The organism is Zhongshania sp., assembly GCF_041584495.1.
GTDB lineage: Bacteria > Pseudomonadota > Gammaproteobacteria > Pseudomonadales > Spongiibacteraceae > Spongiibacter.
This window is the reverse complement of sequence record NZ_JBFHDY010000023.1, coordinates 1-22,909: the sequence shown is the minus strand read 5'-3', so window position 1 is coordinate 22,909 and position 22,909 is coordinate 1. Positions and strand designations below refer to the sequence as shown.

Below are 22,909 nucleotides of genomic sequence, written 5' to 3'. Positions count from 1 at the left end.
GTCCCAAGGTGAATCACAGAATAAGTTCTGAACAACCTTAGTACTTTAGCTTACTTCGATCAGCGCGACACTGCCGTCGTCATTCACCTCAGCGGTATGACCTTGCGGCTCTTCCATAAATTGCACGGCAACAAAGATCGCACCTGCGCACGCAGCAATAACAAGGAAGAAGTCGGAAGCACTGACAAATGACAATACCGTTAAAAATATGACCGCGCCAACATTGCCATAGGCACCGGTCATACCGGCAATCTGACCGGTCATGCTCCGTTTCACTAAAGGTACGATTGCAAAAACGGCACCCTCACCAGCTTGAACAAAGAAGGAACAACACATAGTTGCAAGCACCGCAATCCAGATTGTCCAGCTCGAATCGATATTGCTCAACACCATGTAGCCAACAGCCAGACCACAAATCAAAATAGACAGGGATTTGCGACGCCCGAATTTATCAGACAAGTAACCACCACTGGGGCGCGCCACCAAATTCATAAAAGCGAACCCCGAGGCCAACATACCCGCCATTACCGCACTCAATTCAAAGGTTTCCATAAAGAACAATGGCAACATTGACACTACCGCCAACTCCGAACCAAAGGTTACAAAGTAAGCCACGTTTAAAATAGCGACCTGCTTAAACTTGTACTGCTGCATTTCCGGAATAGGGATATTGTTCAGCACATCATGATTCACCCGTAATATTTGACTAATTTGCACAACAAACAGAACCACTAACACCATATACAACGCTATTGATGCCGCTTCATTTAATAAGCCCAAATTCGCCGGCGATAATTTCCACGTTAAGGTGGCCAGTGCCAAATACATGGGCACACACATAATAATGTAAAAAATCAGATCACGTTTATTGCTAACAACTAAGCCACCGGACTTTTTAGGTTTAAAGTAGGTAGAGCCCTTGGGCGTGTTGCGTGCGCGCCAATAAAAGAACACACCGTAAATAGACGCGATCACGCCCGTTGAGGCAATGGCGTAACGCCAGCCGTCTGGACCACCAAAATACAGTGCCAATGTAGGTAGTGCCATCGCTGCAGCTGCCGAACCAAAATTGCCCCAGCCACCGTACACACCTTCAGCTAATCCTACCTGACGAGCCGGGAACCACTCTCCCACCAAACGAATACCAATAACAAAACCGGCACCAATAAAGCCCATCAAAAATCGTAATAGGGCAATCGCTTCATAACTATTTGCAAACGCAAAGGCCACACAGACCATACCGCCGGTCACCAATAGCGCGCTGTACACTATTCGTGGGCCAAAGCGATCCACTAACATGCCAACCACCACCCGAGCCGGAATAGTTAAGGCCACGTTCAATATCATTAGCGCTTTAACCTGTTGATTAGTCAGGTCGAACGCCTCTTTAATTGACGACAGCATCGGCGCAAAGTTAAACCACACAACAAAGCTGAGGAAAAACGCAAACCAACTGAGATGAAGCAATCGAATTTTTTCTTGCTTGAAATCAAGCACATTTAAGGTCGAGGAAGACATTAACAGCTCCGTTATGGCCATTTGAAAGTATTGCTCCTGAACAGCAAGGCCTGTGCCAAACTTGCAGACGACTTTCGGGATAAATAGCTAAGATACTGTTTACAAAGGTTTAATTTTTATTTCCCGATGACCGCCAGCCGACACTGCATTATTTTGGCGCACATAACGATTAAACTGATACGCGCAGCAGTGCACCAAAATCGCACTCAACGCCCCAGTAAATCCCCCAACCAACTTAACAAGCACACCAAGCCCGTCCTATAAAAGTGCGAAATAGTAATATATTCTTTTAAAATCAGTGATTTAATGAAAAATCAAAACCATGGCACAAATGTTGCTTTTCTTTATGCAATATCCATTAGCAGCACCGGCCGCCCACGCTAGCCATCGCACACAGTATTAAAGGAAGTAACCATGACTGACAAACAACGCCTGCTCATCATTGGTAACGGCCCAGTTGGCCACCAATTTATTGAATCCATTATTGAAAGCGGCCAAGGCGGGCAATTCGACATCACGGTTATTGGTGAAGAGCCGCGCCCAGCGTATGACCGCGTTCACCTAACCGCGTGGTTTGAAACCCGCGAGGCCGCCTCGCTGAATATGGTCAAAGAAGGCTTTTACAGCGACAACAACATCACCGCACTGACTCACGAGAAAGTCATTGCCATAGACCGCGCGGCGCAAACAGTCAGTACCGACAAAGGCGAACAATACGGCTACGACAAATTAATCTTGGCCACCGGCTCCTTCCCCTTTGTGCCACCCGTACCTGGCCACGATCGCAAAAACTGCTTTGTTTACCGCACTATAGAAGATCTAGAAGCCATCACCGCCGCCGCCGCCAATGCCAAAGTTGGCGCAGTGGTGGGCGGCGGCTTACTTGGCTTAGAAGCGGCCAAGGCCATTATGGACTTGGGCCTCAAAACCCATGTTATCGAATTTGCTCCTCGCCTCATGGCGGTTCAGGTTGACGAAGGCGGCGGCGCATTGTTACGCCGTAAAATTGAAGACCTCGGCGTATCCGTCCACACCCAAAAGAACACCCAGCAAATCGTTGACGGCAAGGATTGCGTTCACAAATTGCAATTTGCCGACGGCGCAGAACTTGAGACCGATATATTAGTTTTCTCGGCAGGTATCCGGCCCCAAGATACATTAGCGAGACAGTGCGAACTGGCGGTTGGTGAGCGCGGCGGCATCGTCATCGACAATGCCTGCCTCACGTCAGACCCTGCAATTTACGCAATTGGCGAATGTGCCTTATGGGGCGGCCGCATCTACGGGTTGATTGCACCGGGCTGGGATATGGCCAGAGTTGCCGCCGACCATGTACTAGGCGGAATCGAAGAAAAGGCCTTCACTGGCGCCGACATGAGCACCAAGCTCAAGTTAATGGGGGTTGATGTCGCCTCCATTGGCGACGCTCATGCCAGCACCCCAGACGCCAAGTGCTATACCTTTATCGACGAGAAAGCCGAAGTCTATAAAAAAATTGTGGTGAGCAGTGACGGCCAGCATTTGCTGGGCTCGGTACTGATTGGCGACGCGAACGACTACGGCACCCTACTCCAATTCGCCCTGAACAAAATCACCCTACCCGAGCAACCAGAAAGTATGATTCTGCCTAGTTTGGACGGCAGCGCTGGGGTTGGTTTAGGGGTTGACGCGCTTCCTGATGTGGCCCAAATCTGCTCCTGCAACAACGTGAGCAAAGGTGATTTATGTGCAGCCGTTCAAGCTGGCGCAATGACCGTAGGCGATCTCAAAGCCTGCACCAAGGCAGCCACCACCTGCGGCGGTTGTACCGCGCTTGTTGGTCAGGTATTAAACGCCGAACTAACCAAAATGGGCGTTGAGGTGAACACCGACCTCTGCGAACATTTTCCCTACACCCGCCAAGAGATTTTCCACCTCGTTAAAGTCGGCCAAATTAAATCTTTTGACGAGCTCCTGGAAAAACACGGCAGCGGCCACGGCTGCGAAATTTGCAAACCTACCGCCGCGTCGATCATGGCGTCGTGCTGGAATGACTATATCCTCGAGCCCAAACTTGCCGGCCTCCAAGACACCAATGACCGCTATTTAGCAAATATGCAAAAGAACGGTACCTACTCTGTGGTACCCCGTATGGCGGGTGGCGAAGTCACCCCGGATGGCTTAATTGCCGTTGGCCAAGTGGCCAAAAAATATAATCTTTATACCAAGATCACCGGTGGCCAGCGCGTCGACCTATTTGGCGCCACCCTCGATCAGTTACCCAAAATTTGGACAGAATTGATCGCCGCGGGCTTTGAGTCTGGCCACGCCTACGGCAAGTCATTGCGCACCGTAAAGTCCTGTGTAGGCTCTACGTGGTGCCGCTACGGTGTGCAAGACAGTGTTGGCAAGGCCATTGATTTAGAAAATCGCTACAAAGGCCTGCGCTCACCACACAAACTCAAAATGGCGGTTTCTGGCTGTACTCGCGAATGCGCCGAGGCTCAAAGCAAAGATGTTGGCGTTATCGCCACAGAAAAAGGCTGGAATCTTTACCTTTGTGGTAATGGTGGCATGAAGCCACGTCACGCCGACTTGTTCGCCTCAGACATCGACACCGACACAATGGTTAAATACATAGACCGTTTCTTGATGTTCTATGTGCGCACCGCTGACCGCCTGCAGCGCACTTCAGTGTGGATGGAAAACCTCGAAGGCGGGCTTGACTACCTTCGCAAAGTGGTTATCGACGACTCCCTAGGTATCTGCGCCGAACTTGAAGCAGAAATGGCGAACATTGTTGACACCTATCAGTGCGAGTGGAAAACCACTGTTGAAAACCCCGAGAAAGTGAAGCAATTCCGCAGCTTTGTGAATGCCGACAAAACTGACAAAGAAATAGTTTTCATTCAAGAGCGCGGCCAGATTCGTCCCGCCACCGACGCTGAAAAAATGACGAATGCAGACGACCTGATTGCGGTCACCTAAACCATACTTGAACAATTCACCGCACTCAAATCGCGGTGAATCAAACTGCTTACAAGAGGAATACACTATGTCTTGGACTACCGTTTGCCGCCTTGACGACATACTCCCCAATGCCGGCGTCGCCGCATTAATAGACGAAACCCAAGTTGCTATTTTTCGGGTAGACGACAAAGTCTACGCGCTGGCCAACAAAGACCCCTTCAGCCAGGCCAATGTTCTGTCGCGTGGTATTGTTGGCAGCGTAAAGGGCACACTGGTCGTTGCATCGCCCATTTACAAGCAGCACTTTAGCCTTGAAGTAGGCAACTGCTTAGAAGACGAAACCGTATCCATTCCTTGCTACCAAGTTCGCACCGAAGGTGAACTGGTGCAAGTCCAGGTTAATTGCTAAACCGCACCACAGCGGATTTAACGATCCCTTTTAGTCTCCCCCCTCGTCGGTTACTACCCTGGTAGTAGCCGACCTTTTTCGACCTTTGGTAATAAAGCCTCACACAGTTTATAATCGGCCCAGATTTCAACCCACAACCCAATATGGAAGCCCGTCATGAGCTACACGCAAATTCCAGCCGGTAAAGACCTGCCTAACGACATCTTCGTTGCCATTGAAATTCCTGCCAATAGCAGCCCAATCAAATACGAAATCGACAAAGATTACGACGCGTTGATGGTAGACCGTTTCATGGCCACGCCAATGTTTTACCCAGCGAACTATGGCTACATCCCCAACACTCTGTCAGAAGACGGCGACGCACTGGATGTATTGGTCGTTACCCCATACCCAGTGGTACCCGGCTCAGTAATTCGCGCCCGTCCTATCGGCATCCTCAATATGAGCGACGAAGCGGGTAAAGACGCCAAGCTATTAGCCGTACCCCACGACAAACTTTCAGCTCTCTACACAGATGTGAAAGAGCCTTCAGACCTTCCCCCGTTGCTAATCCAGCAAATTGAGCATTTCTTTGAAAACTACAAAGATCTCGAGAAAGGCAAGTGGGTAAAAATTGACGGATGGGCGGGCAGTGAAGAAGCACGCGCTGAAGTAATGAAAGCAGCTGCAGCCTACAAAGGCTAAGTCTTGCTGCGGGGCCTCTCAAGGCCCCGCGAACCCTCCCCGTCAAAACTAATTTTATTCAGAGAAAGAAAGCCCTCCGTTTTACACCCTTTTTTTTGCCAGGCACCCTAGAGTCCCAGACAAAAAAGGGCTCATATAGCCCCATTTTTGTGCGCACGCACTATTTAATACAAAACCATCAATCAGCCCACTTGCGGCATGGCCTTTAATAAACGCTGGTATAATTTTGAATTCTTGCGAATAGACTTGTGTTTAGAATAAGCCTCAACGGCTTTGTGCCATGCATCGTTGCTCCCGTGGGCATTGAGCGAAAAACTGGTACACACGGTTTTTTGCTCAAGCTTAGATGCCACGCCAACCTGAAAAATTGGTGTTAAATTCCCGCTTTTTTCAGTTTTGAGTAAATAGCTAATTCCCCGCACCGTGCCATCACTTTTAAAGCAACGATCTTCTTTTGTTTCTTCAAGATAACGACGCTGCTCTGCTTCAAGAATCGCATCGCGCTCATTCGCCTGTCTCTCTACTTCATTCTTTAATTTGCCTTCCAGCCGCGCACCACCGTTCTTCAGCGAGAAATATTCCTGGTACAGCTTCCCTGCTACCGTACGGCGCACCCGAAAGCCGTAAAACGCCTTATTATCTAATAGTTTAACGCTCACAAGCACCTCCCTTTATTTAGTTATGCGACATCTATATTTCACAATATAACAGATGCAACCTAATAATACTGAGCCAAAAATAAACGGTCATGCTAGGCGTCATCGTTAATGTATTGATCCATGTTTAATGCGGGTAAATCAACAGATAATACCCCTACCTGCTTGGCCGGCACCCCGGCTACTGTAGCATGCGGTGCCACACTATTTAACACCACACTACCCGCCGCAATTTTAGCGCCTTCACCAACAACAATATTTCCTAAAACTTTAGCACCAGCACTAATTAATACACCATCGCGGATATGTGGATGGCGCGGGCCAGGGCCGCTGCCACAGCCGCCTAAAGTCACCGAGTGCAACATAGAAACATTATTACCAACCACGGCGGTTTCACCAATGACCAAGCCGGTAGCATGATCAACCATCACCCCACAGCCTATTACTGCGGCTGGATGAATATCGACATCAAAGACACTTGCGATTCGATTTTGCAAAAACAATGCCAGTGACTCGCGATTCTGCGTCCACAACCAGTGCGCAATTCGATACGCCTGAATCGCCTGAAAACCTTTAAAATACAAGAATGGCATGCCGTAGTGATCGCAGGCGGGGTCGCGATCATAGTGGGCGCGGATATCCATCGCTGCTGAGTTTACAATGCTAGGATCATTGACAAAAGCTTCACTGAACACATCGCGAATCAGCATTGCCGGAACAGAATCGCAACCCACTCTAGATGCAATATGAAAACTGAGGGCATCGGCAAAATTCGCGTGATTTAAAATACTGGCGTGATAAAAGCTCGCCAGCACCGGTTCGTTGCGACCGTAGTCCCGCGCTTCATTGGTCATGGCAAGCCACAAATCATTTACTGCTGCATTCATTACTCAAGCCTTATTTAAGCGCAACATAATTCACGGGATAGCAGGTCTTTGGCACCACCACATAACGTGAATAAAGCTTATTTAACTCCGCCAAAACACTTTCTCGCAAGTGTAAAGTTGGCACACTATTTAACACTTCACTTAGAAGCTTGGCGCTTACCAGTTCATCGCACTTTGCGGCTAAAGGCGCGTAACTTAAATGCCAACGCTCCGGCGCAATACCGCCTCGATCAACGTCATAGGGCCGGAAAAAACCATGGCCGTGACCATTGGCAAACTGCCGATCTAACCACCTATGCATCGGCCCAAAAACACCGGCATCAGCAACCTCAGCGGGGGTTAACTGCACAGAATAATCGGCAGGCACCGCCGCCGCATCGTAAACATCGATATCGCTCCCCCAGTGATGTCGCGACGCACCTGGCAAAGCTGACCAACGCATAATGGCATTGATCAACTCTGACTCACTTAACGTATGGATATCGAGCGCTTGGCCCGCACTGTCTAATACTGGGCGCCGCCCCTCGGCTTTAGCATTCCATATGGCCAACTGACGCTCAAAACTGCGGTAACCGCTCACCAAGCGCAAATCAAACCCCGCATTTTTGGCGTCAGCACACAAGGCCGTTAACGGTGCGATAATAGCCCGATGCACAGGAACGCCATTAAATAGCTCATTGGCCGAGTCATCACGCCCTAAAGCCAAATCGGCACTTACGGTTAGATCCATCATGAGTGCATACTATTCGCGCTGTTTAAGGTATTGAAGCTTCATGGCATCATACTACCGGCAAATGATCTGACTTGAAATTCTGGAGAAGGAATACGTGAACGAGTCCACTGGACATGAAAAGAAAATTGCCCTTGCCCTCGGCAGCGGTTCAGCCCGCGGCATGGCTCATATCGGCGTTATTCAGCGCCTCGAAGAGCTAGGCATTCGCCCAGACATCCTCTGTGGCACCTCTGTTGGCTCAATCATTGCTGCCTGCTACCTCACCGGAAAACTCGACCATTTTGAACACTGGATCCAATCCTTAAGTACAACCCAAGTACTCCACTATATGAGTGTTAGTCTCGGCGCCACCGGAGGTGTAGCCCATGCAACTCGCCTGATCGACTTTTTTGCCCGCGAGTACGGCAACCCGAATATCGAAGATTTAGACCAACCCTTTGCCGCCGTCGCCACCGACCTAGTGCGCGGCCGCGAGGTTTGGCTACAACGTGGGCCGCTGTGGGACGCGGTACGCGCCTCTATGGCGATTCCCGGCATACTGACCCCAGTACCCTTTCGCAACTCTTGGCTCGTTGACGGCGGCCTTGTAAACCCTGTGCCGGTATCCGTGTGCCGCGCTTTAGGCGCCGACATCATTATCGGCGTCGACCTCAATAGCGACCTCGTTGGTCGCCAGAAGGTCATCAGCAATGCGAAAGCAGCCAGCCCGGAAGAAATCGCTGAAGAGGAGGAGTCCGAAGAAGAACTGCCCGTCTACGAGGACAGCGAGGGCGACGAGATAGATGGTCAAGACCCCTTTCTCGGCGCCGCATTTAGCCGTTTCGCGGCCTCGGTGAAGGAAGCTGCCAGTAATTTCCGTGGCAGCGAAGAAGATAAAAAGCCAGAACCCCCCGGCACCATTGCGGTAATGATGAGCGCCATCAATATTATGCAGGATCGCATCACTCGTAGCCGACTCGCTGGCGAGCCAGCCGACATCATGCTGTGGCCGCGCCTTGGGCATATCGGTTTAATGGAATTCAGCAGCGCCGCCGAGGCCATTCAGGAGGGCCGCGACGCCGTCGACCGAATGCTACCGGCCATTCGCCACGCCTTTAAAAGCGAAGGCGACGACCGCCTGATTGAACCCAAGCTATAAATTCCCGGCGCTATGCCTCCACCAGCCAAGGTCGCTAGCGTATTACAGTGCTCGCGACCAAAAACGAAAAAAGCCACTTTATGCGCACACTTTGCCACCTTAACGACATCCCCGACCCCGGTTCAAAGGGCTTTAAATCCGCAGAGCAAAGCCTATTTGCGGTTCGCCTGCACGGACAGGTTTACGTCTACCGGAACCGCTGCCCGCACCTTGGCATTGAATTAAATTGGCAGGAGGATCAATTTTTAGACTACGACGACTCGCTGATTCAATGCGCCACCCACGGCGCTTTATTCATTATTGAAAATGGCGAGTGCGTGGCTGGGCCGTGTATAGGCAAAAGCCTAGAAGCCGTCGACTTTCGCATTGACCAGGGCATGATAAACATCTGCGAACCCGATTAAAGACACACCGGTAGCGATGCGCCTAATACCATCTGTTCAAGATTGATGCTTGCCTTATACGCCAAAACCTCCAAACCCGCGTCACGGGCCTCGCCTAAGGTACTCGCGTAGACAGGGTCAATATGACTTGCCGCCGTCACCCGCTGAATTCCCTCATGCAATACAGCAAACAGCAGCACCACCCGCGCTCCTTGTTGCCGCAGCTCCGCTAATTCCTCGATATGCTTACTAGCCCGCTTGCTCACTGCATCGGGAAAGGCGCCGAGGCCCTTGCCACAGTCCAAGGTCACCGACTTCACCTCAACATAACATTCAGGCAGGCCTTGGGTAGGCGGCGCATAGAAGTCAATGCGGCTGCCCGAAGCCAACTTCCTCTCCCGCTGCCACTGGCTGTATCCAGCCAAGTCAGCGACGCGCCCAGCTAGCAGCCCCTCATGAACCAGGCCATTAGCAAGCGCAGAATGAATACATACCGTCGCCCCAGCTTCGGTTTCAAGCAACTCCCAAGTCATACTGTATTTGCGTTTTAGATTAGCACTACGCGACAGCCACACTCGGCTGCCCGGCTCTGCGCAGCCAGTCATGGCCCCAGTATTTGGGCAGTGCACCGTAATTTCCTCGCCGCTGTCTAAGACCACGTCAGCTAAAAAGCGCTTATAGCGCCGCAGTAAATAGCCGCCCTGTAACTCCCCATGCCATTGCACACCTATCCTCCTAGCAATCTGTAAATAGTGTAAATCTGCTTGTTTAGCGCCCCGCGCAAGTCCCAGCAAGCCAGTGAAACATGGTATCGTAGATTTTCAGACATTTGCGTATGAGCTTTTAACCAACACCATGATGAAAAAAACGCTAATCGCCTTCGGCCTCCTGACTATCATTATCCTCATCACCGTTGCCACCGTCTTAATTCAACCCCAACTACTGCGCGGCATCATCAGCAGTGGCGCGCAGCGTTTTGCCGGTTTAGAGGTTGAGATCAGCGATATACGCTCGCAGCTAAACCCTCTGCGCCTCGAAGTAGACGGTTTGGCGATTCGCAACCCCCACTGGCCACGGCCCGCGCTATTAAGTTTGGCGAACATCAGTATTAGCCTCAACGAAAACCCCTTTGGCAAGGAGCCATTTTGGACTCTTAACGCCGATTCACTGAATATTCGGCTAGAGCAAAATGAGGCGGGAGAATTCAATTGGATCAGCCCAGAACTGCTCGCCAATAGCAACACCACCAGCCCAGAACCCGACGTCAGTACTGGGATGCCGACGCTACCCGGCGACTTCAACTTTAATCACATCAGCCTAAAGGACATCAACTTAGTATGGCGGGATAAAGCCGGTGTCGAGCGCAGCGTCCATCTTCCCAAGGTCAGCGGCGAACGCGTAGAAGCCGGCAACGGCGATTTTTATATTGGCCTGGATTACCAAAAGCAGCACTTTGAACTTAAGGCCGACATCACTTTATTCGACCCCAAGAGCGGTGTACTCGTTTACGCATTAGCACTCAAACACCAAGACCTCGATTTCAGCAGCGAAGGGAAATTGGTGCTCACACCCAATTTGGCTGGCAGCGCGATCAAGCTCAAACTCAATTTACGCAGTGTCGAAAATTTGGCCGCGCTCGCCAATACCGACGCGCCAGATATCCCTACAATACGTCTCGCGAGTACGCTCACCATAAACCCAAACTACGAGTTCACCGACATTGTACTAACACTCAATGACGACGAAATTCGCGGCGCGCTTACTGTTGATGCAGGCAGTTCGGCAGTGCGCGGCAAATTAAGCGCCAACTCCATTAATGTCGACAAGCTACTGCCAGCGCCATCGCCCGAAGTAAGTTCAGCACCCGCCACACACGCCGCCGAGCCAAGCGAAGAAGCAGCCATCGACTGGGCATGGCTAGACACCACCCAACTTGCCCTCAAACTCAATATTGGCAAGCTCACCGCGTCGGGCTGGCAACTGCACGACATCAGCAGCGATATCACCATAAAAGAGAACATCAAGGTCATACTCGCCGCTGCAAGCATTACCGAATTAATCAATGGCCGTGAAATTGCCCAATTTAAGGCCGATGTCGATTTAAAGCCGCTCGCTAAAATCACCGACGCCGCCGACCTCGCTATGAATTTAAAGCTGAGCATGGCCGGACTTGAGACCAGCGCTGATGGCAAGCTCAACGTCAACGGCATAGCGGGCACCGAGCTGCAACTACAGGCCGACGCCCCGCAGAGCGCAACACTATGGAAACTCGCCCAACTGCCCTACCAAGAAGCGGGAGCGATAAGCCTAAATGCCAGTATTCAAACCCAAGCAGATCGCTACTCCGCCAAAGGCAGCGCCAGCATGGGCGAGCAAAACACCGAACTCGATTTGCAGTTTACCCCCGCCGCCAAAGAACAGCTCGCCGAGCTCAGTGGCAGTATAAATTTGAAACGCATTGATCTCGCCTTTCTCAGTGCGCCGAGCACAACGACCAGCCCGGCCGCAGCCCCGCCCCCAAAAAAGGGCAGCAAGCTCATTAGCAAAGACCCCTTCGACTTGAGCGCACTGCAAGCAATGAATGCCAATGTAAGTATTGCGCTGGAAGACATCGACACTGGCTACGCGCTTATTCGCAAAGCCAATCTCAAACCCAGTCTGCAAGCTGGCGTTCTGCATTTAAAAAACACCACCATTAATTTTGCCGGTGGCGACGCCAAATTGCGGCTAAAACTCGACGGCTCCGAAAGCCAAGCTCGTATGGACTTAAAACTCAGTATTGACGCTGACAACTACGGTAAACTCGGGCTGACCAAAGCCGCAGGCATCAATGGCGGTAACGGCGGCATTCGTTTAAACATTAATAGCCAGGGCGCCAGCCCCCATCTGTTAGCCGCCAATATGAACGGTAAATTAGACGTAAAAATCACTAACTTAGTTGCTGAGGGCAATGCGCTTAATTTAATTGGTTCCGACGTACTCAGCGAAACCATTGATAAACTCAATCCCTTCTCCGAGAAGAAAAGCAGTACCGACATTGAATGCATCGCCATTCACTTTGATGGCAAAAATGGTAAATTCATCAGCGACGACGGCATTGCTTTGGAAACCGCCCAAACTAAAATTATTGGCACCGGTAATGTCGACCTCGGCAAGGAACAGCTGCTCTTTGGGGTATCGCCCATCGCGCGCACCGGGGTCGGCATTAATGTCGGCGCCGCCGCGGGCTTGGTGCGGCTTGGCGGCACCTTTAGCAAGCCCAAAATAGTCGCCGACCCATCAGGGATGTTTACTTCTGGGCTGTCGACCGGCGCGGCAATCTACACCGGTGGCCTGTCTTTATTGGCGCAAGGTTTACTGAAACGGGCTATTTACGCCGGTAGCGCCTGTGACGGCGCCATTGATGAAATTCCGACGGTAGAAGAGTTGCCAGAAGAGCTGTTAAAACCGCACTTACCTGAGGCGATGCCGGACGCTGGCAGCACCCCCGCCGCCCCCACCACATCAGCAGCCCCGAAAAACTAAGGGCTGCCAGATAGCCACCGCTACTTGCTCAGGCAAACGACTTTAAAGCCGTCCTGCTCAACAAGCACCTGGGCATTGGCAAACAGTGCTGCGGCTTTGCGCTCCAGCGGTATGAATTGATTCACCACGAACAAAGCCCGACCTTTACGGCCCAACAGTCGGTGGGCTGCGCCAATAAATTGGTCGGTTAGCGACCCAGCAACAGCAAAGCCCTTATGAAACGGCGGGTTACACAACACCGAATCATAGGGGCCGTTTAACCCTGACGCACAGTCGGCCAACTCTATTTGCGCGTTAATCCCACTCACCTCACAATTTTTGCGCGCAGCCAATAACGCGGTGGCGTTATTATCTGTGAGCAGCCAGTTACTTGCGGGGAGCTGCGCCGCCGCCATCACCGTGATGAATCCATAACCACAACCAAGATCCACCAAGCTCGCCGGGCGCTGCGCAAAGCCAGCCCAAAATACCGGCAACTGCTCAACCAACAAGGCGCTGCCACGATCAATTTTCTGCCAGCCAAACACCCCCGGCTTGCTATACAAACTTGGCGACTGCGCTATTTCCTGTATTTGGGTATAGTCGCTGTCTGGCAGCAAGCCGCTCGGCTCGGCGTATTTACTAATGATGGCGATATACGCGACGCCGCCGTATTTTTTAATGTCGACCGCGCCACCCACCAGCGCAGCCGCCTTTTTCGCGTAGTTGTGTAAGCCATCATTTTTATGACCCGCCAAATACAGACTACCACCAACAGGCAACGCGGCCAGTGCCTGATTAATTAAATAATTCACTAAGGCTTTTTCTTTAGACACCCGATAACACACTGTTTGCGGCCTAGGGATGTCGACCGGCACCACAAAATCAGCCAAGGTCACGGGGTAGCCCGCGCGCCGCAAGAGCCCAGCGATATCACAGCGATTACTAAAACTATGCCAATCAGTCCGCGCAGCAGGCAAGGGCATCGCTGCAACGTGCTCGTCGGCAAACCACCAAGCCGGTGTAGGCATAGCTGAAAACTGCTGATACAGCGCCATTAAAGCGGTATCTGACGCGATGGAATTTGACTGTTCACTGCTCATTGCTATAGAAGTCTCTAGATAATTTACACCGACCAAAATACATCAATACTATTTTTGAACACTCGCAACCTCGGCCGCGGTTAAATAGCGATATTCACCTTCCGCTAAGTCGGCGTCCAAAACAATATCGCCTATTGCCTCGCGGTGCAGGCGGGTCACCAAATTACCCTCGGCACCAAACATTCGCTTAACCTGGTGATAACGCCCTTCACAGATTTTTAAGCGCGCCACCCGCTCCCCTAAAATTTCCAATTCGGCCGGCAGTGTGCGGGCCTTATCATCCTTTAAAAACACGCCGCGACTAAAATGCAGCTGGGCTTGCTCGTTTATCACTTCAGCGGTTTCAACGTAATAACTCTTCCAGCATTTACGTTGGGGTGAGGTCACTGCGTGAGACCAGTTACCATCATCAGTAAGCAAGACCAAGCCGGTGGTATCAATATCGAGACGACCAGCCACATGCAAACGCTCGGGGTTATCTTCATCCATCAGGTCTAACACCGTTTGATGGCGACGATCTCGCGCCGAGCAGATATACCCTTGCGGCTTGTTCAGCATGATATAGCGCGGACTCGCGGCCCGCAGCGAATGACCGCTTAAGGTAAGTTCGGCATTGGCCGCAACCCCCTGGGCAGGATCACGGGCAACAAGGCCATCCACGGTAATCTCACCGGCTTTAATCAGTTTTTTGGCATCACTACGGGAATAATCGGTCACGCTGGCCAAATAACGGTCCAGGCGCAGAAGTTTATTGCTGATGTTACTCACAAATCTTGCCGCTCTTATATTAAGCGGCTATTGTCGGCCATGGCAGCACTGGCAGCAAGCGGCCGATAACCATCACGCTCAATGCGCGTCCTCTAAGCATAGCGTTTTTCAAGCAACTCCACGCGAACGTCTTTGACGATGGGGCTTACCGGCGGACCAAACTGATTATAAATGGCAACATCAGCTGCGTCTCGTCCATAACCAATAACCACGTAACCACTGCGAAGCTCTGTCTGCGTCGCGTCAAAGGTATACCAGCGACCACCGACATAAGCTTCAAACCAAGCGTGTAAATCCATGGGCTCAAGGCCATGCATATAGCCCACCACCAAGCGCGCGGGAATACTGAGGCTGCGACACAACGCAATTCCCAAGTGTGATAAGTCGCGGCAAACCCCCGATTGCCGTGCATGTACCTCTACCGCAGAAATAGGCACCTCACTATTACCCGGTTCAAAACGTATCGAGTTGCGCAGCCAATCCTCAATCGCTTTTACCTGATCGTAGCCCAAGGCTTTACCCGCGACAATGGCAGTGGCCATCTGCCCAAAGCGATCGGATTCACAAAACCGGCTGGGCAAAAGAAAACTGAGGACCTCATCTGGTAAATACTCAATATCGACAAACGGCGCCCCCGGTGACTGATCCATGTAATCGGCCGTCATCACCTCGGCCGAGGTATAAATCCTTAAATAGCCGGGCTGTGCAACTAAGCGTTGACAGAGGTTGCCATAACCATCGGTAAACTCCATCACCGGAATAATCGGTGTGAGCATATACTCATCACTGGCCACCCATTGCTGGCGCCCACTGCGTAGGCGCAGCATTAAGATGAACGGAGTCGGCACTGCGATTTCAAAACTCATTTCACAGCTGGTGCGTAACCACATGCGAGGTATCCTCTCTCTGAGAAATAGGTGGGGCAATATTGGCGACGCAGTGGCACAGCGGCATCCATTGCCCGCCACACCAAGAAAACATTACTCGCCGTTAGCAAAATACTCTTTAGTTCCTTTCATCTTAACCACTTCTTGGAGATGCAATAGCGCCTTTGCGTAGGCGGCCTGTCGCAAACTAACACCTTCTTTCTGGTGCTGAAACTGCCACATTTCTTCAAACGCCGCCTCCAGCTTTTCTTTCAAACGACGTTGGACATCCAATAATGACCACGGGTAACCCGCGCGGTTCTGAACCCATTCAAAATAGCTCACAATCACCCCACCGGCATTTGCTAAAACATCGGGGATGACGACAATACCACGATCAAATAGGGCCTGATCAGCATCGAGACTAATCGGTCCATTAGCCACTTCAACCACCCATTTTGCGCGCACGGCATCAACATTATGCGTTGTGATGGCATTTTCTAGCGCCGCCGGCACAAGAATGTCGACTTCCATCGCCAGTAGATCTTCATTGCTTACAGACTGGTAGCTATCACAATTTTCGCAGCTACTCACTGAGCCTTCCGGGTAATTCGGATGGAGCTGATTCGTTGCTATTTTGCGCTCGTGAACTAATTGCACGTCTAAGCCCTGCGCGCAATAAATTCCCCCTTGGGAATCGCTCAGCGCCACCACCTTATAACCGGCCTCGGCTAGCAGCCTCGCTAAGTGGTATCCCGCATTACCAAAACCTTGAATAGCAATGCGCAAATCCTCTGGGAGTTTACCCTCCTTAACGCGTAAAAATTCAATGCAATAAAACGCACCTCGGCCGGTCGCTTCAAAACGCCCTTCACTACCACCCAAGTTAACGGGTTTACCGGTAATCACCGCAGGAAATTTTGCGCCCTTAATCACTTCATATTCATCACGCATCCACCCCATAATGCGCTCGTTGGTGTATACATCGGGTGCCGGAACATCAAGATCCGGTCCAACAAAATCAGCCATCGCCCGCATATAGGCGCGGGAGAGCCGCTCTAACTCCATACGTGACAAGGATTTTGGATCGACAACGACGCCGCCCTTGGCGCCGCCAAAAGGCAAATTAACCAAGGCGCACTTTATCGTCATCCACAAACCTAAGGCACGCATTTCGCCATCATCAACGCCAGGATGGAATCGAATCCCCCCTTTACTGGGGCCCAGCATTTGACTGTAATGGCAGCGATAGGCGTCAAAGTATTGGGTAGCGCCATCATCCATACGTACTGGGAGCGAGGCATACATCATTGCTTTGGGCCGCGACAAACCAGCAAGTACCGAATCGGCAACGCCGGCAAGCTGCCCCATGGCGAGCAACCTAGCAACCGCCTGTTCAAAAATGGTGCTCATCGCGCCCCCAAATCATATACCGGCGGGGCAGCCCAGCTGCACCGCGACCAATTCCATATTATTTGCGCAAGCGTGCTTCACCGTAACGGCAGCCAAGCGCAAAATAATAGCGTTCTCTTGAACATAACCCTCACGGGTTCTGATGTCCAACGCTGAAGATTGGGATGAGGTTAAATTGCAACGGTGCTGCGGGTGGAATTTGTGACATCCACAAAAAAGGGGCCTTAAAGGCCCCTTTTTACACACCGATGTAACGCAGATCTATTCTGCCGCTGCACCAGCATTCACACTAGCATCAACCTTGATGTTCGTCAGGCTGCGCAGGGCGCTTTTCTTCTCTTCTACGGCCGCTTTTGCTTCGGCGCGAGCTTCAACACGGGCTTGTGCATCGGCCTCAGCTTGGGCTTCGCGTTCAGCTTTACGTGCTTTGGCAGCAGCTTTTTCTTCTTCGCGCTTCGCTTTCGCTTCTTCGCGCTTCGCTTCTGCAGCGGCTTTCTGCTCGGCTGCAGCCGCCTTCATTGCTTCGCCCTTCGCTTCGCCGTCAGCCTTCATTTTGGCTGCTTTTTCATCAATATTGGTATCGACACTCACATTGGCTTCTACTTTTGCGTCCGCTTTTGCATCTGCATTTTCTTCAGCTTTAGCGCTGCCGCCCAAGCCCAGCTTGCTAAAGAAACTACCTTCAGCCAATACGCTGCCGCTCAATCCAATTAAACTTACGGCCAGAACTAATTCTTTCATTTTCATTGTGATAATCCTTTGTTTTATCAAAAGTCATTATTGAACTCGTTTGGTGAAATCTATTGTAGGGCAGCGCTGCGTTCAAACAAGCCTTACATAACGTAAATTTCACCGCAATTTTCAGCCACAATTCTAGTCGCCGTTCAGCGTATAGCAAGCTTGTGACATTAATGCTCGCGCGTTGAGCGGAAGCGTACCTCGGGATGCCGCTCTTCGGTCAGCGCCAAGTTTACCCGTGTTGGCGCCAGATAGGTCAAGTGACCGCCGCCGTCAATAGCGAGGTTTTCTGCACACTTGCGTTTAAATTCTTCAAACTTTTTAGGATCAGCGCAATCTACCCAGCGCGCAGTAAAAACGTTGATCGGCTCGTATATCGCCTCGACCTTATACTCGTCTTTAAGACGATAGCTCACCACTTCAAACTGCAAATTACCCACAGCACCAACAATCAGGTCGCTATTGTGCTGGGGCATAAATACCTGAGTCGACCCCTCTTCAGACAATTGCTGCAAGCCCTTTTGTAATTGCTTGGCCTTCATCGGGTCTTTTAGGCGAATACGGCGAAACAGTTCCGGGGCAAAATGAGGAATACCGGTAAATTTAAAATTTTCGCGCGACGAAAAAGTATCGCCAATCTGAATGGTGCCGTGGTTGTGCAAACCGATTATGTCACCCGACACGGCTTCTTCCACTAGCTCTCGGTCACCCGCCAAAAAGCTCACTGCATCGACAATCTTAACGTCTTTACCAAGACGCACGTGGCGCATTTTCATGCCCTTGGTGTAGGTGCCCGAACAAATCCGCATAAAGGCAATACGATCGCGGTGCTTGGGGTCCATATTCGCTTGAATCTTAAACACAAAGCCCGAGAACGTGTCTTCTTTGGCACTGACTTCACGGGTATCGGTAGGCCGATCTAGGGGCTCCGGCGACCACTCAACAAAGCCGTCGAGCATCTCGCGCACGCCGAAATTAGACAGCGCCGTTCCAAAAAACACTGGAGTTTGCTTACCCGCCAAATAGGCCTCGCGATCGAAGAAGTGACTGGCGCCGCGCACCAGTTCAATTTCCTCGAGAAAATTCTCATACTCATCGTCGAGCAAAGTTCGCGCAGCATCACTCTCTAAGCCGTCTATGCGAATATCTTCAGCCACCACCGAGCCTTTACCTTGCTGAAACACATGAATAGTGTCGGTGTACATATTGTAGACGCCCTTAAAATCGCGTCCCATGCCAATCGGCCAGTTGATCGGTGCCGCGGCAATACCCAGCACGCTCTCGACTTCGTCTAGCAACTCAATGGGATCACGAATATCGCGGTCCATTTTATTTACAAAACCCAAAATGGGTGTGTCGCGCAAACGGCAGACATTCATCAATTTAATGGTTCGGTCTTCAACACCTTTGGCACCATCAATAATCATCAGTGCCGAATCCACCGCCGTCAGGGTGCGGTAGGTGTCTTCCGAAAAATCCTCGTGGCCTGGGGTATCCAGCAAATTGACGACTCGGCCTTTATAGGGGAACTGCATCACCGAGGAGGTCACCGAAATACCCCGCTCTTTCTCCAAACTCATCCAGTCAGACGTCGCCGCGCGGTCATTCTTTTTACCTTTCACTGTACCGGCCACCTGAATTAGCTGACCCAGTAGGATTAGTTTCTCGGTAATGGTGGTTTTACCGGCATCGGGGTGAGAGATGATAGCAAAGGTCCTTCGCTTATTGATTTCATTAAGAAAATCTTGGTTTGCCATGTATAAATTCTTTTAGTTTGTACACGGATTTGTACACACTTTTGGAAGTACTCTCTTTTCAGTTCTTCGCTTGTCAAATCCGTCGTGTTAATCGTAATTGGCCGCTATTTTCGCTGATCTTGACTTTATAAACAATCAATGGTTATCTAATCGGTTACCATTTACTCTCAGCGTGCACCAATGCTCAGTTGTAGCTGTTTGCAATCGTTGCTTCTTCAGCTCATGAACAACTGTGGCTAAACCACAAATTCCTTCGCTACCAAAAATCGATGATAGCTTGTCGTACTACACCGATGATGGTGCAGTTGCCGTTGATCGGTATTGCAGGGTATTGCGGGTTCAAAGGTTTTAGATACTTCTGTTCACCATCAATAACCAACTGCTTAAAGGTTGCTTCTTTCGAATCATCCAAACGCGCAACAACCAATGAACCTGAAGAGTAAGGTAACTCAGGATCAACAACGATCACTGCCCCCTCAGGTATGGATTTTTTTCCGCTTGGATTTTCCATACTGTCGCCTTTTACGCGAAGTGCGAAACAACCCTCATGTGCTTTCCCAGTGACTTCACGCCACTCCTCAGCATCTTCATGGGCAAATCCCTCCGCTATTTCAGTCCAATCACCGGCCTGAACCCAGTTAATGAGAGGAATTCTTCCCTTAATATCAGGCCCGACTTCTACATTACCGACCCCCAAGCCAATCTCGCCATCACCTGTGGCGAGCCAATGAGCATTCACGCGAAGCGCCTCCGCGATCTGCATGGTGTAACGAGACCTAGCCGATTTACCAGAGCAAATCTGGCTGATCGACTGCTGTTTGATACCAATGCGACGAGCCAACTCAGACTGAGTTACCCCAGTAAGCTGCAAGGCATGGTTTAGTCGTTCGGATAAAGTTTTCATAAGCCCGCATTCTACAAATAAAACTGTAGCCTTTCAACAATTTTAACTGTTGACTTATCTACAGTTTAAACTGTAACATTCAATCTTGCAACAGTTATTATTGTAACAGGAGACGGTATGGAAGTGTTCAACACGACACAAAAACATCTCCGCCGTGCCATTGACTTGGTCGGCGGGCAATCAGCATTAGCACGAGCCATCAACTCAAAACAGCAAAACGTCTGGTTTTGGTTGAATAAATCAGGGCGTGTTCCCGCTGAATTCGTTTTACCCATCGAACAAGCTACGCAAGGACAGGTAACCCGATCTCAGTTAAGACCGGACATCTATCCCGAATGCCCAAGCGAGCTGAAAGCCAGTAACCAGTAGGATTAAGGGCAAATAATGGTCAGCATTTTACGTAAACACAAAAGCGAGTTCCTCCATGCGTGATTATGGCAAGGTCTATACCCGCTTTTGGCTAAAGCAAAATGTTTTGTCCTGGAGTGACTCAGCGAAGTTGCTAGGACTGTATTTGCTTACATGCCCACATTGTAATTTGCTTGGCTGCTTTCGACTGCCGATTGGTTACGTTGCTTCTGACTTGAACTGGGATGAGCAACAGGTTGCCAAGACGTTAAGTGAGTTAGAACAAGATCAGTTCCTGATTCGTTGCGAGGCATCTGGTTGGACTTTGATTCGAAGCTTTCTGAAGCACAACCCAATCGAAAACCCAAACCAAGGTAAGGCAGCCTTTCGGTTGCTTAAAGATGTACCTGCCGACTTCATTGGTATGGCATCGCTTTTGAAATCTCTTGCCGCTTTTCAAGCTCGGCTACCAGAAGAATTTTCATCATTGTTTATGCCTGATGGCAACCCGGTAAGGGACTCTCAACGGTCGGATGACTCTGAGAGAAGCAATAAACCAACAGTTAAAACTGTTGACCACATACAGTTTGAAGACTTCTGGGATGTACAAATACGCAAAGAAAAAAAAGCGAAAGCCAAAGAAGAATGGCTACGCATGGGCCTCAATGAAGACCATGAACTCGCCTTGGAAGTGCTAACACGCTGGAAAGAGCAACGAGACAACCGATTACAGTATCAAGATCGGACTAAGACCCCTATGCCACATAACTGGCTTTTAAACCGGCAATGGGAAGACGAGTACGTTCGCATTGATGAAGTACAGCAATCATCGACGAGCCTAAAGGGCAGCAATCACCAATTGAATATTGAAGAAAGCAATCGCCGCATTGCTGAAAGCTGGGCCGGACCAGGTATTCGGGAGGTTCGTTCAAGTGCAGGAGGTTGATAAACGCGAGTTTGCTGAAGTTTGGGGAGCAGCTTGGGCCATGTATGGCAAAAGCGTATCACCACAATTGCTATCCATCGCATTTGAAGCACTTCGTGCTTATAGCATTGAAGAAGTGCGAATCGGTCTGACTCGGCATATTCAATCACCGGATACTGGGCAATTTTTTCCAAAGCCCGCTGACGTCATCAAGCATATCGACGGCAACTCAGGTTCAAGAGCCATGGTTGCTTGGAACAAAGTTGACAAGGCTGTTCGTCAGGTTGGCGCTTGGACATCCGTGATGTTTGACGATGCGCTTATCCACCGCGTGATTTCAGACATGGGTGGATGGGTTGAACTCTGCAAGGTTGATGACAGGGAATACCCCTTTAAGCAAAAAGAGTTTTTAACACGCTACCAGGCTTACTTGCTACGGGACGAAGTGGGTGAATACCCAAGGCTATTACAGGGTATTGCAGACCATCAGAACCAGCAAAAAGGATTTGATATGCAAGCGCCTGTTGCCGTAGGCGACTGGTCAAAAGCGGCACAAGTTTATACGAGAGGCATCGCCGACTTTAGCGCAGTGCCATTAAAAAGAATAAGCCCGAAAGCCATTCAGGCGCTTCTCGGAAATCAATTAGAGGACAAAAATGAAAACGATTAAAGCAAAAACCATTGCCCTAGTGATAGCCATGTCCGCAAGCACTTCAGTCTATGCGTTTCCGGGCTATCAGTGGGAAAAAGCAGCACAAAGCGTTGGTATTGATCCAGTCATGCTCTACGCCGTTGCCTTGGCTGAGTCGGCCTCACATCGTGGTCTCAACATGACCAGTCCATGGCCATACGCAATTCGCAATGGTTCAAACGCAACCTACGCCAAATCTAAGACAGAAGCAGAGCAACTGTTAAACCAGGCACTGCAAGAGACTGAAAAATATCAGCTCGATATTGGCCTTATGCAAATCAATTTGCATTGGCATGGGCATCGGGTGAGCTCAGCAGCGGAACTGCTAGACCCCATCACCAACCTTACGGTCGGCTCAAGTATTTTGGCCGAAGCAATCAAGTCTTCACCAAATGATTTAGAGCTTGGCATAGGCCGCTATCACAGTTGGAACGAAGAGCGTGCACGCTGGTATGGGCAAAGAGTGCTTTCTATCTATCGCAATATTTTACATGAACTGGAGGTCCGTCAATGACAACCAATCAACAAGACTTCT

The 22,909-nt window shown here is 50.4% G+C and carries 22 protein-coding genes; 10 read left to right on the top strand and 12 right to left on the bottom strand.

Annotated features, from left to right (window positions below):
- Window positions 1-45: 45 nt before the first annotated feature.
- Complete coding sequence (locus ABYP33_RS06300) at window positions 46-1,518, bottom strand: NarK family nitrate/nitrite MFS transporter (protein ID WP_373089523.1); 1,473 nt, start codon at window positions 1,516-1,518, stop codon at window positions 46-48.
- Between the two features lie 414 nt (window positions 1,519-1,932).
- Here ABYP33_RS06300 and nirB point away from each other — a divergent pair, with 414 nt between their 5' ends.
- The 3 genes from nirB to ppa all read left to right on the top strand — a co-directional run bounded on the left by nirB (window position 1,933) and on the right by ppa (window position 5,560).
- A complete protein-coding gene (nirB, locus tag ABYP33_RS06295) occupies window positions 1,933-4,485 on the top strand; it encodes a nitrite reductase large subunit NirB (RefSeq protein WP_373089521.1) in 2,553 nt (850 codons plus the stop codon).
- 67 nt (window positions 4,486-4,552) lie between these two features.
- Complete coding sequence (nirD, locus tag ABYP33_RS06290; RefSeq protein ID WP_373089518.1) at window positions 4,553-4,876, top strand: nitrite reductase small subunit NirD; 324 nt, start codon at window positions 4,553-4,555, stop codon at window positions 4,874-4,876.
- A 156-nt stretch (window positions 4,877-5,032) separates the two neighbouring features.
- A complete protein-coding gene (gene ppa, locus ABYP33_RS06285) occupies window positions 5,033-5,560 on the top strand; it encodes an inorganic diphosphatase (RefSeq protein ID WP_373089516.1) in 528 nt (175 codons plus the stop codon).
- A gap of 182 nt (window positions 5,561-5,742) precedes the next feature.
- On the opposite strand, the gene ABYP33_RS06280 is transcribed toward ppa, so the two are convergent.
- The 3 genes from ABYP33_RS06280 to ABYP33_RS06270 form a co-directional block, all read right to left on the bottom strand.
- A complete protein-coding gene (locus tag ABYP33_RS06280; protein WP_373089514.1) occupies window positions 5,743-6,219 on the bottom strand; it encodes a hypothetical protein in 477 nt (158 codons plus the stop codon).
- 92 nt (window positions 6,220-6,311) lie between these two features.
- Window positions 6,312-7,103, bottom strand: coding sequence for a serine O-acetyltransferase (gene cysE, locus ABYP33_RS06275; RefSeq protein ID WP_373089512.1), 792 nt, complete (start codon window positions 7,101-7,103; stop codon window positions 6,312-6,314).
- 10 nt (window positions 7,104-7,113) lie between these two features.
- A complete protein-coding gene (locus ABYP33_RS06270; RefSeq protein ID WP_373089510.1) occupies window positions 7,114-7,836 on the bottom strand; it encodes a M15 family metallopeptidase in 723 nt (240 codons plus the stop codon).
- A 94-nt stretch (window positions 7,837-7,930) separates the two neighbouring features.
- On the opposite strand from ABYP33_RS06270, the gene ABYP33_RS06265 reads away from it, so the two are divergent.
- Window positions 7,931-8,974 carry a patatin-like phospholipase family protein gene (locus tag ABYP33_RS06265; RefSeq protein ID WP_373089508.1) on the top strand — a complete coding sequence of 348 codons (1,044 nt, stop codon included), beginning with the start codon at window positions 7,931-7,933 and terminating at the stop codon, window positions 8,972-8,974.
- Between the two features lie 80 nt (window positions 8,975-9,054).
- A complete protein-coding gene (locus ABYP33_RS06260; protein WP_373089505.1) occupies window positions 9,055-9,378 on the top strand; it encodes a Rieske (2Fe-2S) protein in 324 nt (107 codons plus the stop codon).
- Here ABYP33_RS06260 and sfsA read toward each other — a convergent pair.
- Window positions 9,375-10,082, bottom strand: a complete 708-nt coding sequence (gene sfsA, locus ABYP33_RS06255; protein ID WP_373089502.1) for a DNA/RNA nuclease SfsA — start codon at window positions 10,080-10,082, stop codon at window positions 9,375-9,377. The two genes, ABYP33_RS06260 and sfsA, sit on opposite strands and share 4 nt — an antisense overlap.
- Before the next feature lie 130 nt (window positions 10,083-10,212).
- On the opposite strand from sfsA, the gene ABYP33_RS06250 reads away from it, so the two are divergent.
- Window positions 10,213-12,882 carry an AsmA family protein gene (locus ABYP33_RS06250; RefSeq protein ID WP_373089499.1) on the top strand — a complete coding sequence of 890 codons (2,670 nt, stop codon included), beginning with the start codon at window positions 10,213-10,215 and terminating at the stop codon, window positions 12,880-12,882.
- A gap of 20 nt (window positions 12,883-12,902) precedes the next feature.
- Here ABYP33_RS06250 and ABYP33_RS06245 read toward each other — a convergent pair whose 3' ends face one another.
- From ABYP33_RS06245 to ABYP33_RS06215, 7 genes are all read right to left on the bottom strand, one after another.
- Window positions 12,903-13,964, bottom strand: a complete 1,062-nt coding sequence (locus ABYP33_RS06245; protein ID WP_373089496.1) for a methyltransferase — start codon at window positions 13,962-13,964, stop codon at window positions 12,903-12,905.
- A 48-nt stretch (window positions 13,965-14,012) separates the two neighbouring features.
- Window positions 14,013-14,732 (bottom strand): pseudouridine synthase, encoded by a 720-nt coding sequence (locus ABYP33_RS06240; RefSeq protein WP_373089493.1) that lies wholly within the window; start codon window positions 14,730-14,732, stop codon window positions 14,013-14,015.
- A 92-nt stretch (window positions 14,733-14,824) separates the two neighbouring features.
- Window positions 14,825-15,622, bottom strand: a complete 798-nt coding sequence (locus ABYP33_RS06235; protein WP_373089490.1) for a transglutaminase family protein — start codon at window positions 15,620-15,622, stop codon at window positions 14,825-14,827.
- 90 nt (window positions 15,623-15,712) lie between these two features.
- Window positions 15,713-17,011, bottom strand: a complete 1,299-nt coding sequence (locus ABYP33_RS06230) for a Glu/Leu/Phe/Val dehydrogenase (RefSeq protein WP_373089487.1) — start codon at window positions 17,009-17,011, stop codon at window positions 15,713-15,715.
- A gap of 261 nt (window positions 17,012-17,272) precedes the next feature.
- Window positions 17,273-17,758 carry a hypothetical protein gene (locus tag ABYP33_RS06225; RefSeq protein WP_373089484.1) on the bottom strand — a complete coding sequence of 162 codons (486 nt, stop codon included), beginning with the start codon at window positions 17,756-17,758 and terminating at the stop codon, window positions 17,273-17,275.
- A gap of 161 nt (window positions 17,759-17,919) precedes the next feature.
- Window positions 17,920-19,506 carry a peptide chain release factor 3 gene (locus tag ABYP33_RS06220; RefSeq protein ID WP_373089481.1) on the bottom strand — a complete coding sequence of 529 codons (1,587 nt, stop codon included), beginning with the start codon at window positions 19,504-19,506 and terminating at the stop codon, window positions 17,920-17,922.
- Window positions 19,507-19,762: 256 nt separating this feature from the next.
- On the bottom strand, window positions 19,763-20,410 hold the full coding sequence (locus ABYP33_RS06215; protein ID WP_000854920.1) for a LexA family transcriptional regulator: 648 nt from the start codon (window positions 20,408-20,410) through the stop codon (window positions 19,763-19,765).
- A 117-nt stretch (window positions 20,411-20,527) separates the two neighbouring features.
- Here ABYP33_RS06215 and ABYP33_RS06210 point away from each other — a divergent pair, with 117 nt between their 5' ends.
- From ABYP33_RS06210 to ABYP33_RS06195, 4 genes are read left to right on the top strand one after another with little or no spacing between them, the layout of a single operon-like run.
- Entirely contained in the window at window positions 20,528-20,779 is a 252-nt protein-coding gene (locus ABYP33_RS06210; RefSeq protein ID WP_000451746.1) for a helix-turn-helix domain-containing protein, read from the top strand.
- Between the two features lie 55 nt (window positions 20,780-20,834).
- Window positions 20,835-21,704 carry a hypothetical protein gene (locus ABYP33_RS06205; protein WP_008843243.1) on the top strand — a complete coding sequence of 290 codons (870 nt, stop codon included), beginning with the start codon at window positions 20,835-20,837 and terminating at the stop codon, window positions 21,702-21,704.
- Entirely contained in the window at window positions 21,691-22,353 is a 663-nt protein-coding gene (locus ABYP33_RS06200) for a DUF6475 domain-containing protein (protein WP_007105460.1), read from the top strand. Before ABYP33_RS06205 ends, ABYP33_RS06200 begins: the two co-directional genes overlap by 14 nt.
- Window positions 22,340-22,888: a lytic transglycosylase domain-containing protein gene (locus ABYP33_RS06195; RefSeq protein WP_008843242.1), complete on the top strand. Its 549-nt coding sequence runs from the start codon at window positions 22,340-22,342 to the stop codon at window positions 22,886-22,888. Before ABYP33_RS06200 ends, ABYP33_RS06195 begins: the two co-directional genes overlap by 14 nt.
- Window positions 22,889-22,909: the final 21 nt, after the last annotated feature.